We start from the raw sequence: 12,139 nt of genomic DNA, 5'->3' as shown, positions 1-12,139 counted from the left end.
TTATTCCATATAAAAGTAATATTCATTGGAATTTCATAATTGTACTGCAATCTTATTGGTTTTAATTCTTGTACTTTATAAATACATTGAACTAATGCTGTAGTAGATGTACAAAGACGATTTAATAAAATATAATCTCCTTTCCCCTCATTTCCAATGATTAACTTTAATACAAAAGGGAGCGTTTCATTCGTATCAACGATTTTTGTTTCGTAACGCCCTTCATTTTGCATATCCATACAGCTCCAGTTCTCTACGTTTTTCTCGTATATATGCTAAAGAGTGTTCAAATGTAGATACTCTGTTTGCAAGTGCAGATTGCAAAAGAGGTACTAAGGTCGCCCCCCTTTTTGCTTCTTCAGAAAGTAAAGGCCCAACCATCATTTCGGTCCCTCTGATTTTCGTCAATACACGCTGCTTTATTTGTAAATCAAACCCCTCTTCTCTACTGATCATATAGGTATGATTATTTTGGAACGGTATGTTTTGCAAATAAGTCGCAATTGCATTTGCACATCGGAAAGAAATTCCCTTAGACGCGTCATGTGATGACAATACGACATGCAACTTATCTAATAGCTCTAATTCTTCTTCAGAAAACACTTCAATCATCGCTTTATTTCTCATCCAATTTATCCGAAATTCTCCCGCTGTTACTTTCAAAGGTGGATGTAATACGACTTTCCCCTGTTCCATGTCCATCTCACAAAACGGAATTTTCTGTAACGTTATTAGGTTCGTTCGATCTAATAATCGATCAGAGAGCTCTTTTGTTGTTTCATCAAAATTCACAGTACCTACAAATATAATATTTTCTCCAATTTCAATTGTTGATGGAATTGAATTCTCTATGTCCTGTACACCCTCATACAAGTTTAAAATACGATTTTTTGTTTCAAGTTCAAGAACAGATAGAAACGGAGTAAACCAATGCTCAATATGAGACATGTTCATTTCATCAAAAACGATTATATACAGTTGATTTGGATTTTCTTTCGCCTTCATTAACGTCCTAACTAACTTCGTTTCACTTTCAATAAAAGTACCATTTGGATGAAGGTAACCAAGTAAATCATGTGGTTCTTGATACGATGGCGAAATCGGAATCCAAACCAACTCTTCCCCATACTGTAACCCTAATGCTTCTGCATAAGTTTGCACAAACCGTGATTTCCCAACGCCCGGTATACCACCAAGAATCGTTAACATATTTGTTTTTACACTTATATGGAAATTATAAATATCCGTTTCATCCAAATATAACCCTTTATTATGCACCATACTTTGTACATACTGTAAAAAAGACGATTCACGCTCATCCCATTCCCATTCATCTTTTTGTACTTTTATATCCTCTACTTCAACTAGCTTACCTTCTTCATGCATTCGTTTTTTTAATTGCTCATACACATAATCACTTACAAAATATAATTGATCTTCTACCGCTATTTCTACATACTTCGTCCAGTCACTGCAGTTTATATATTTACATTCACGTTTCTGTTCAAAATAGGCAATTGAGCTAATTGATGACTTTAGGGATATGTTTCCGTAAAGTCTTCCATCGTGCCACAATAATTCGGGAGGCTCAAAGTCTTTCGGAAATTTTGGCATAAGAAATGATAAATAACCGTTGCTAAGTTTTCGTTCTAAAGATTCTCTTTTTTTATTATTTGTAACTTTAGGTGCCGGAATCATTTTATAGCTGCTTGCTATTTCTTTCGGTTCTTCTGTACATATTAACTCCACGTATACATTTCCTCTTTCATAATAAAGACGAAACATTACTAGTTGCTTTTCTAATTTCCTCTTCTTTAATTCCGAAAAGATTTTTTCATTCTTTTTATTACTACATAACCCTTCAAATACATATGGTTCATTTGTAAATTGTTCCTGTAAAGTGAATGGTATTGGCGATAAGCATTGTACAAAGAAATTCTCTCCACTCTTCTCTTTCTCAGCTTTTGTAAATTTCCCTAAAAATCTCATATAGTACATTCGTTTTATAAAACTTGGCTGAAGAGCTTTATGTAATTTCACCTTAGTCACCTTCTTTTTTCATACTATTCTTAGTGTATGAAAGAAACGAAAAACTAGAAATAAAAAACCTGACGTTATCCGCCAGGTTCAAAATAAAAACTTATATTAATGAGAAGGAAATGCTTTTTTCTCCTGTAAAATTGCATTATGAGCAATTTTCATTTTCGCAAGTACGTAACGTAATCGATCTTCAGCGTTTTCATCTTTACTTATTTGTAATTCCGCCAAATTTTCAACAGAACTTGCTAAATTTTCAATGACTCCTCTTAGTTCAGGATGATGATTAAAAAAAGATTCTTGCACTAATACTTTCCTTAACTCACTAGCTAAATCAATTATTCTAGACAACTGTTCTTTTTCTTCCATTCTCATCCCTCCTGAATATCTTATGTAGTAAATATTCTCTAAACAAAGAAAAAAGCCCTTTAAATGAAAAGGACTTTTTACATTTTTATATTTCCAGTTAATAACATATATATGGATGTGATAGCCGCAACAATAATTGCCCACATCACATACTTCTCTGCACCTACAAAGCAACGGTTCCCTTGTTCTTTTCTTGCAAATGTGTAAACAATAATTCCAATTCCATACACAATTGAAACGAGTAGTAAATTCTTTAAACCAGCTGCATAAAGAAGCCATACAGAGTAAATAGAAGCAATTAAAGCTAACGCTCCGTTTTTTAATTTAGCGTCTTTTAGCTCGTTTGTAATGACTAATTTAAATTGGAATAACGCTGATAATAAATATGGTAATAAAATTGATGTTGAGGCAATGAAATACATAATTTGATATGTTGATTCCGAAAACAAAACGATGATAAATATAGTTTGGGCAACACCATTTGAAATCCATAATGCCATGTGCGGTGTTTGCTTTTTATTTGTTTTCGTAAAGACTTTCGGAAATACGCCATCTTTTCCTGCCACATGAGAAATTTCAGAAACAAGTAAAAACCAACCAATTAATGTACCGACAAGTGAAGCAACTAATCCGATGTTAATCGCAACTGCACCCCATGGACCAACAACGTGCTCTAATACATGCCCCATTGAAGGGGTTTCTAACACAGAAAGTTCGCCTCTTGTCATAGCTCCCATTGACAGGACAGAAATTAAAATATAAATGGACATTACTAAAATAAGTCCCAATACTGTTGCCTTTCCAACATCTCGACTATTCTTCGCTCTTCCAGATAATACAACTGCTCCTTCAACTCCAATGAAAACCCAAAGTGTTACAAGCATTGTATTTTTCACTTGACCAAGTATAGCGGAAAGTGAGATCGTTCCTTCTCCCCAAAAATCATGTGTAAATGTGTCCCAGCGAAAGGCTGTTACCATTACAACAATAAATAAAACGATTGGAACTAACTTCCCTATTGTTGCGATCACATTCATAATAGAAGCTTCACGAATTCCAAATAAAATTAAAAAATGAAGTGTCCATAATAAAAGTGATGCCCCAACGATAGACGCAACATTATTTCCTCCTTTGAAAATTGGAAAGAAATAACCTAATGTACTAAACAGTAACATAATTGTTGCGACATTACCTAAGATTCCTGCTAGCCAATATCCCCAAGCACTATTAAATCCAATATATTCACCGAAACCAGCACGTGCATAACTATAAATTCCACCTTCAAGTTCCGGTTTTTGTCTTGCTAACGTTTGATATACGAGCGCAAGTGGAATCATTCCCATCGCTGTAATACACCAGCCAATTATTATTGCACCACTGTTTGCTCCTACTGCTAAATCATGCGGTAAACTAAAAACACCGCCACCAACCATTGTTCCAACTACTAATGCGATTAATGGAAAAAATCCTAACTTCTTTTCTATTTGTACCACCCCATCTGTCATTCTAGGTGTTATGTTCGTTCAACTATTAAAGTCACCTTTTTCTCTAATAGACGTTTCTCTTATATTTTTTCAGGAAAACATTACTTATTCTAAAAGAAAATGAGCAAAAATGGAATACTTTTTTGAAAAAATGTATAAGTATGCACAAAAAAACCGCTCATTTTGTAATGAACGGCCATTTCAAACATATAAATTTGTATATTTCTTGTAAATTTAACGAAGTAACTTCTCTTTTTGTAAAAATTGTTTTGCGACTTCTTCACTACTTTTACCATTTACGTTAATTTCATAATTCATTTTTCGCATTTCTTCATCTGTAATCTTTCCAGATAATTTATTTAATACCTTTTCAAGTTCAGGATATTTCTGTAACGTTTCTTTTCTTAATAATGGTGCTCCTTGATAAGGTGGGAATAACCCTTTATCATCTTTTAGCACTTTCAGTCCGTATTGCTCCAATTCACTATCTGTTGAATATGCATCAATTACGTTAACATCTCCAGATTCAATTGCGCTATAACGCAGCTTCGGCTCCATCGTTTTAACATTCGAGAACTTATAGTTATATAATTTTTGCATTCCTTTATAACCATCTTCACGATCAGCAAATTCCAATGTAAATCCTACTTTGGCTTCCTGCGCAACATTCCCTAAATCAGAAATTGTATTTATATTCTTTTGATCTGCTATTTTTTTCGGCATAGCTAGTGCATATGTATTGTTATACTCCATTGGCTTCAACATAATCATATTATATTTCTTTTCCATTCCAATGCGAGCCTGCTCATATACTTCATCACGATTTGTACTCTTTGGTTCTTCTTTCACGAAAGTAGATAAAGCTGTTCCTGAAAATTCTGGGTATATATCTACTTCTCCTGATTTCAACGCTTCAAATACAAATGCTGTTTTCCCAAGACCTGGTTTTAATTGTACGTGTAAATCTGTATCTTGTTCAATAAGCTGCTTATACATTTGAATTAAAATTTCAGGTTCTGATCCAAGTTTGCCCGCAATAACAATATCTTTCTTTTCTGTACTCCAAAGAAATGGAGAAGCAATCATTATACAAACAATACATATCGTCAATATAACACGCTTAGAAGAGCGTTTCGGTCGTTCAAGTATGCGAAGTACTATATCAAAGAATAAAGCGAGTAACGCGGCTGGTACGGCCCCTAAAATGATAAGCGCATGATCATTTCGATCTATACCTAATAGTATAAGCTTACCGAGCCCACCTGCACCAATGAGAGCTGCTAATGTAGCCGTTCCAACAATTAATACCATCGCTGTACGAATACCAGCCATAATGATAGGCAATGCAAGAGGAAGTTCTACCTTCCACAATCTTCTCCAACTATTCATCCCCATAGCTTTCGCGGCTTCTATTAAAGATTCATCTAATTCCCTTATTCCTGTATATGTATTTCGTAAAATAGGTAATAGTGCATACACAACTAATGCGATAATCGCTGGAAGTTTTCCGATTCCTACTAATGGAATTAATAGTCCGAGTAATGCAAGTGATGGCACTGTCTGCATTACTGCAGAAGTTCCTATTATAAATTCAGCCATTCGTTCTTTTCTTGTTAATAAGATGCCAAGTGGCACCGCTATAATTACTGCAAAAAATAATGAAATAAGCGATATTTGTAAATGCTCACTTAATGCAGTTAGTAATTCTATTTTTCGTTCTTGGAACGTTTGTATAAAATTAGTCACTGTTTAGCCTCTTTCCTTCATTTGTTCAACAATGTAATTGACAATGTGACGACTTGTTAACGCTCCAATATATTGACCGTTTTTTTCAACTGGAACGACCTCCTCATCACGCACACGAACTAACGCTTCTTGTAAAGAAGAATGTAATGATAGCGCCTGCCCTTCTAATTGCACACTTTGATCAAGTGGCAATACATCTGCTATACTTTTCCCCTGATACCAAGTTCGCCCACGATTTCCAATGAATTCCTCTACAAATTCATTTTTCGGATTATGTATAATTCCTTCTGGTGTATCTAGTTGAACAACTTTTCCTTCTTTCATAATACAAATGCGATCTCCAAGTGATAATGCTTCTTGCATATCATGTGTTACGAATACGATTGTTTTTTGAATCTTTTTTTGCAACTGTACAATATCCTTCTGAAGCTGTTCCCTACTTAATGGATCTAACGCACTAAATGGTTCATCCATAAGAACGATTTTCGGGTTTGCAGCTAATGCTCGCACGACACCGACACGTTGTTTTTGTCCTCCTGACAATTCATCAGGCATACGATTTCGATAAATATCCGGATCTAATCCAACCATATGTAACAAGTCATCGACGCGTGCTTTAATTTCTTTTTTGCTCCATTGCCTCATTTCAGGAACAACTGCAATATTTTCAGCAATTGTCATATGAGGAAACAAAGCAATCTGTTGCAACACGTATCCTATATCCCAACGTAATTCGTTTATATTATATTGTTGAATATCTTTTCCATCGATTAAAATCGATCCTTCAGTCGTTTCGATTAAACGATTAATCATCTTCATTGTCGTTGTTTTCCCGCAACCACTCGGACCGATGAGAACAAAAAATTCTCCCTTTTTAATTTCTAAATGCAATGAATCCACTGCTTTCGTGCCATCTTCATACGATTTTGACACATGATTAAATTGAATCACAAATACAACTCCTTTACTGTTGTTTCCTTTATTTTGATGGAATATGGCATTCATTTCAAATGATACGCTTTTAAATTAAAAAAGAGCTCACATTTGAGCTCTAACGGTCGAACAATATTGTTTTCATAATAGCAGCATATTCGCGAACATACATTTTTCTCTTAGAACGAATTGGTGTTTCAGCAGCTAGTGCCTCCATCTTCATGCCTAAACGCTTTGCAATTATTTTCGTTCGATATAAATGATACGTATTACTTACAACTACCGCATGTTTCACATTATATAAATCCATACTAAACTTTAAGTTTTCATACGTATTTGTAGATTGATCTTCTATTAAAATACGACTCTCATCTATACCGTGTACCATTAAATAGTTTCTCATGCTGTGAGCTTCCGGTATATCTTCATCTTCTCCTTGACCACCTGAAACAATTACTTTCGCTTCAGGATGGGAAAATAAATATTCCAACGCTACATCCAAACGATTTTGAAGAGATAAAGACGGTCTATCTCCAAATAACTTTGCACCCAGTATAAGAACGTACGGAGAGTGATAGCTCAACTTTTCACGAGCAACTTTGTTCATTCGAAACGTCATATAAATGATGTATAGTGGCGGTAATAATAAAATGATAAGAAAGATCCATTTGTTCATAAATAAGTTTGCACTCCCTTTCTTTTTATTATATAGAAAAAGAAAGGGAGGCAGAAGTGTTTTTTTAAATGATTGATTTATTAGAAACATTCGCCGCTACTTTACGTTGTGATAGTACATAATAAATAGCGATTCCTAATGAGAAGATCAATATGCAGCTTAATACGTAAAACGGAAGCATTACTCCGGCTTTAGATACACCCGCTGTAAACAGCATTAATAATACAATTCGTATTCCAGTACCAATTAGGCGAAATAAGCTGTCTACACGTCCCATTACTTCGTTTGGAATTTCCTCCATCATCAATACATTTCTCGCCACTCTTGTACCCGCATTTCCAACTGCTTGAAAAATTGCAAGTCCATATAAGAAAATTACGGAAGGTTCAATAATCATTGCGGTAATTGAAATTACATAAATGAACATCGTCATAACGATTGAAACTTCTGTTTTTACATATTTCATTATGAGTGGAATACAGATTCCTGCAACAACCGCTCCGACACCGTACATCATCCCCTCTATTGCGTATACAGAGGCATTGGCTTTAAGTATATCCGAAATATAAACTGGTATTAAATAATTTGCCATCATAACACCTATAAACGGCATATAAGTGGCCAGTAAGAACCAAAAGAGCTTAGGACGTTTTTTCATAAAGTGAATTCCTTCAAACAATTGCTTCTTAAATGTTATTTTTCTTTTCACTTCTTTTTTCTTTACGTACGGTATACATAAGAAAAGAAAAAATGCTCCAGCAAAAGTTAACATGTCTACTAACAAAATCCACTTCAAAGATACAATTTCAATTAAGAAGCTCGCGGCCGCTCCAGAAATAACTTGTGTTAACTGTCCTTGTATTTCCATCGTTCCACTTAAACTTTTATAATGTTCTGCTTGAAATATCTCTTGGTTGAACGCAAATATTGTAGGATAAAATAATAAATAGTAGAATGATCCGGCTATATAAATAAGAATATAGTGAATAGAATGATAAGGTTGCCCAGCAAATCCCCATATAACCATTATTCCGATTACGGCTATTCCGATTCCTTCGTTACATAGCAATAAAGATTTTCTTGAAAAACGATCAATACTTTGCCCAATGAATGGTGTTAATAAAAACATAATGAGGGTTGCAATGATAGAAACATAACCAAATGTTGTCTCTCCTCCACTCTCTTTAATTAACAGCCAAGGAATCGTTATCATAACAATTCCGGAACCAATAGCAGATAGACTATTGGCTCCTAGAATGTAATACAAACGAGAATCATGATAAAGTGAGGACATATCACTCCACTCCTAGTTGTTTTTTCACCTCTTTATATACGCTCATATATGCTTTTAATTCTTTAACTACATCATGAATTAATGGTTTTGCATCTTCCCCAAGTTCACCATCTTGCACATGTAATCCATCAAGCACAACTTGTTTTGGAATTGCATTTGCATAAACACCTCTAGCGACCGTTCGCATGCTGTTTAATGCATTTATTCCACCTTTACCGCCACCAGCAACCGCTAACAATGCAACTGGTTTATGAATAAATTCACTACTACTTAAGTAATCTAAAGAGTTTTTCAGCGCACCGCTCATCGCATTATGATATTCTGGTGTACATAATACAACCCCATCCGCAGCTTTCACTAACGTTTTTAATTTTTTTACTGCCTCTAAATCACGTTGCGACTCTTCTCCATTGTATAAAGGTAACTCCTCAATTGCTAAATCATATAATTCCCCTTCAAATTGATCCGCAATATATTTTGCCACCACGCGAGTTCTACCAAATTTTCTTGGTGTACCGTTAATAACGACTAGTTTCATGATTATTTCTCCCCTTTGTTTTCAAGTTCTACTTATATATTATCAGAAATTTCTATACGAAATACAATATAAAGAGTTAACTTGTTTCATAAAATAGTATGATAAACAAAAAAGAACTCATACTTTCGTATGAGTTTCGTACAATTACTTTGTTTCATCTCTCATGCTCAATGTACCTAAACTTTCATTTGCTTCAAAATGATTATATGCCTTTTCCGCTAATCTTTTCCGTTCTTCTGGTAATTCTATATATTTCATTACGTTTTCAATTATTTTTTCGTACGGAGTAAATACAATTCCTGGCCACTCTACCTCATCTTCTGGATTACTATTTTCGGAAATAATAAATTTCTTATTCGCAACTGCATAAGACACGCGAGGTGTTTCAAGAATTCCTGATAAGTAAAAATGAATATTTAATATAATTTTAGCTCTAGCAATCAATTCATTTCTAACAATTCCCCACGCATTATTTTTAAAAACTATATTTAAATTCGGGGCAATCGCTTTTAGATGATCAAAAATAGCTTGTCGCCTCGGATTAAGAGCACCTATAAACAGAATATCAATATCTTCAATAATCTCATCTTCAAACGCATCTTTTTTTATTTCCAAAGTTGGAGCATAGTTCATTTCTACATGTTTTATTTCTTTTCCTACCCCTTTTTGTTGAAGCCATTCTATATTTTGTTTACTATAATCCCAAATCACTCTATCTTTTAATAATATTAAATAAAGGGGATGCGCATATGGACTTCCTTCGTATAGCTGTTCTAAATTATAAATAATTGCATCTTTCGGAAGAAGATTCGGGTTATATGCGTATGTATGTGCTCCAAAAACAACTGTATTCTTTGCATTTTCCAGTATTGTTTCTGATATAATTACTGTATTTCCCTCCTGCTCCAACCGCCACTTTAAAGCTCGCGCAACATCTATGAAACTACCGTATGTCTTTGGGCATATAAAAAGACAATAATCATATTCTTTATTCAAATAAACTTCCATTAATCTTAAATTATTTTTATATAAATCTACATCTGGATGTTTAAGTACCAACTCATTTGCATGTTTTCTTGCTACTTTATATAATCCAGCATAATAAGCAGCAATGCATCTTCTTAATTCGATTCTTTCCCGGTCCTCATCTAATACATCCATATTTAAAAGAAGATTTGCGATACAATACGCTTTTAAATGATCACGATCATAATAATAGTCTAGTAGTGGCATCAATTCTTCATACGTATTTCCATGCACCGATTCTCCTAGTTCAATCGCCCATCGCATTAATTCCATGATTACTCCACTACTCCTTTAATCGAAAATGTATTTAATAAAATTTCGCATTATTCTCTACTATATTTGCTATATGAAATGGAATCTTTTCTTTTATCGATTCCAAATACTTTTGCGACACCGCCCCTAAATGTTTTTTATGAGGTATATAGAAAGCACTAATAGAAATTTCATAGTCAAATAAGTAATCATACACATGATAATCTACAAATAGTAGATCATCCTTTGGAAAAGGAATTTCCTTCCCTTGCAGAGCATACATCAAAGCAATATTGTTTTGAGATCGTAATCGATACAACCTTGCAAGTTGGTATAATGGTTCAGCCCGGGTTGGTCTATATTCCCAAGCTTTTTGAAAATAAAAAACAGCTAATGCTAAATATTGCTCTTCTTGCCCTTTAACAGTTTCTTTTTCATCAGCATCTGTCACTTCATTTTGTTTATTTGCTGAACGATTTGCTAACTGCTCATAACAAAATCCTATTCGCAATAACGAATAGAATACCTCTTCAACCCATCCTCCTGCTTCCACTCGTTTTTTATACCATTTAATTGAATTCTCAAATTGACTTAAATGAAAATAAGTCTGAGCTAAATAAAATAAATATCTTATATGCAAATCTGGCGTTGTTTCTGGGTCGTTTATTCCTTGTAACAACAACCTCTCATCTCTTTCAAATTTATCAGCTTTGCTCCCGCCATCTCCGGGATCATTCACGACAAGAGTCTCTAACCGAGCTACCCTCGTATTGTAATTCGCTCCAACTTTTGAACGATCTATATCCCAATACTCATGAGTAACACCGACAGATTTCCATGGTAAAGAAGCTTTCAAAAGACGTGTAAGCCAATATTTAATATGAACATCATATTGTAATGTAAGATAATGATCTTCCGTTAAGCTCGTTTTATCGAAATTCGGATCAACCTCTAAAATCATATCCGCATCTAATATTAATAAATAATCTGCTTCTGGGTATGTTTTTTGCGCTAACGAAACAGCTAAGCTTCTGTTATAACCAAAGTTTTTAAACGGCTCATGATGAACCGTCCCAGGTATCTCATTTTCCTTACACCAATTTTCAATAATTTCAGGCGTATTATCCGTCGATCCAGTATCACAAATAGAAACAAAGTCTACAATTGATTTTGTTGCATTTAAACATCTTTCCATAATTCTAGACTCATTTTTGACGATCATACAAAGACATAACTTTTTTTCTTTCTTTACAGACTTCACTTGCTCATTTCCCATTTAACCACCTCATATTTTATTAACACGCTCTTCTCATATGTAACAACATTTCTTAGCTATACTGATGACATAAGCACCCTTTTACTATTTATGAAAACTTCATTTTATTTATTCTTACTTTTATGTTGAGATATATTTCATGCAGCGCTTTATATTTGATACAATCAATACAAAAAAACATAATGCGGGAATCCGTACATTTCAAAGTCTAAGAGGAGGTTATATTTTGTTGGATTACATTTGGCTAGATGACAAATCACCAATTTTAGAACAACTACCAAGCACCTTTAAATCTGCAGCTATATTGCTACACCCTTTTGTCCAAATGCCTTTAGGATGGGAAAAGTCTGTGAGAAAAAGACCATATGAGCACATCTATCCTAGCGCTGAAGAAATCATTCATAATGGGAAATCCGTTTCTTGGAAGGAAATGATGTCTTATAGTGGATTACATTCATACGCAGAATTAGCAATGGCCATGTTGACTTCCATTGGTGCTTATACAGAA

At 34.2% G+C, this 12,139-nt stretch carries 11 protein-coding genes and 1 pseudogene; 1 reads left to right on the top strand and 11 read right to left on the bottom strand.

Translation table 11 applies throughout. The features are described 5' to 3' along the window. The 11 genes and pseudogenes from ACQGSG_RS22030 to ACQGSG_RS21980 form a co-directional block, all read right to left on the bottom strand. Positions 1-233, bottom strand: a pseudogene (locus ACQGSG_RS22030) (hypothetical protein); the annotation flags it as partial. Next, complete coding sequence (locus ACQGSG_RS22025; RefSeq protein WP_000766197.1) at positions 223-2,040, bottom strand: AAA family ATPase; 1,818 nt, start codon at positions 2,038-2,040, stop codon at positions 223-225. The pseudogene ACQGSG_RS22030 and the gene ACQGSG_RS22025, both read right to left, overlap by 11 nt. A 105-nt stretch (positions 2,041-2,145) precedes the next feature. Then, complete coding sequence (locus tag ACQGSG_RS22020) at positions 2,146-2,406, bottom strand: hypothetical protein (protein WP_000391445.1); 261 nt, start codon at positions 2,404-2,406, stop codon at positions 2,146-2,148. A 77-nt stretch (positions 2,407-2,483) separates the two neighbouring features. After that, entirely contained in the window at positions 2,484-3,911 is a 1,428-nt protein-coding gene (locus tag ACQGSG_RS22015) for a basic amino acid/polyamine antiporter (RefSeq protein WP_000129448.1), read from the bottom strand. Positions 3,912-4,124: 213 nt separating this feature from the next. Continuing rightward, a complete protein-coding gene (locus ACQGSG_RS22010; protein ID WP_325842624.1) occupies positions 4,125-5,636 on the bottom strand; it encodes an ABC transporter permease/substrate-binding protein in 1,512 nt (503 codons plus the stop codon). A 3-nt stretch (positions 5,637-5,639) separates the two neighbouring features. Beyond that, complete coding sequence (locus tag ACQGSG_RS22005; protein WP_098207630.1) at positions 5,640-6,587, bottom strand: ABC transporter ATP-binding protein; 948 nt, start codon at positions 6,585-6,587, stop codon at positions 5,640-5,642. 100 nt (positions 6,588-6,687) lie between these two features. Then, a complete protein-coding gene (locus tag ACQGSG_RS22000) occupies positions 6,688-7,245 on the bottom strand; it encodes a YdcF family protein (protein ID WP_001045713.1) in 558 nt (185 codons plus the stop codon). A 64-nt stretch (positions 7,246-7,309) separates the two neighbouring features. After that, complete coding sequence (locus ACQGSG_RS21995) at positions 7,310-8,539, bottom strand: MFS transporter (RefSeq protein ID WP_098295730.1); 1,230 nt, start codon at positions 8,537-8,539, stop codon at positions 7,310-7,312. A gap of 1 nt (position 8,540) precedes the next feature. Beyond that, positions 8,541-9,077, bottom strand: coding sequence for an NADPH-dependent FMN reductase (locus ACQGSG_RS21990; RefSeq protein WP_000780355.1), 537 nt, complete (start codon positions 9,075-9,077; stop codon positions 8,541-8,543). A gap of 144 nt (positions 9,078-9,221) precedes the next feature. Next, positions 9,222-10,376 (bottom strand): hypothetical protein, encoded by a 1,155-nt coding sequence (locus tag ACQGSG_RS21985; RefSeq protein ID WP_000422325.1) that lies wholly within the window; start codon positions 10,374-10,376, stop codon positions 9,222-9,224. A gap of 34 nt (positions 10,377-10,410) precedes the next feature. Beyond that, positions 10,411-11,631: a glycosyltransferase gene (locus tag ACQGSG_RS21980; protein WP_000526236.1), complete on the bottom strand. Its 1,221-nt coding sequence runs from the start codon at positions 11,629-11,631 to the stop codon at positions 10,411-10,413. Positions 11,632-11,770: 139 nt separating this feature from the next. On the opposite strand from ACQGSG_RS21980, the gene ACQGSG_RS21975 reads away from it, so the two are divergent. Next, on the top strand, positions 11,771-12,139 hold a 369-nt coding region (locus ACQGSG_RS21975), incomplete at its 3' end, for a DUF2711 family protein (RefSeq protein ID WP_426948009.1).

This window comes from Bacillus sp. GMa5/1, from assembly GCF_050172015.1.
GTDB lineage: Bacteria > Bacillota > Bacilli > Bacillales > Bacillaceae_G > Bacillus_A > Bacillus_A cereus.
The sequence above is the reverse complement of the archived record's forward strand: the minus strand, read 5'-3'. Positions and strand labels throughout refer to the sequence as shown.

What these genes read in the sequence shown, in the direction of transcription:
- ACQGSG_RS21990 (WP_000780355.1), bottom strand. Translation starts at nt 9,077, where the DNA reads ATGAAACTAGTCGTTATTAACGGTACACCAAGAAAATTTGGTAGAACT.
- ACQGSG_RS22015 (WP_000129448.1), bottom strand. Translation starts at nt 3,911, where the DNA reads ATGACAGATGGGGTGGTACAAATAGAAAAGAAGTTAGGATTTTTTCCA.
- ACQGSG_RS22000 (WP_001045713.1), bottom strand. Translation starts at nt 7,245, where the DNA reads ATGAACAAATGGATCTTTCTTATCATTTTATTATTACCGCCACTATAC.
- ACQGSG_RS21995 (WP_098295730.1), bottom strand. Translation starts at nt 8,539, where the DNA reads ATGTCCTCACTTTATCATGATTCTCGTTTGTATTACATTCTAGGAGCC.
- ACQGSG_RS21985 (WP_000422325.1), bottom strand. Translation starts at nt 10,376, where the DNA reads ATGGAATTAATGCGATGGGCGATTGAACTAGGAGAATCGGTGCATGGA.
- ACQGSG_RS21980 (WP_000526236.1), bottom strand. Translation starts at nt 11,631, where the DNA reads ATGGGAAATGAGCAAGTGAAGTCTGTAAAGAAAGAAAAAAAGTTATGT.
- ACQGSG_RS22020 (WP_000391445.1), bottom strand. Translation starts at nt 2,406, where the DNA reads ATGGAAGAAAAAGAACAGTTGTCTAGAATAATTGATTTAGCTAGTGAG.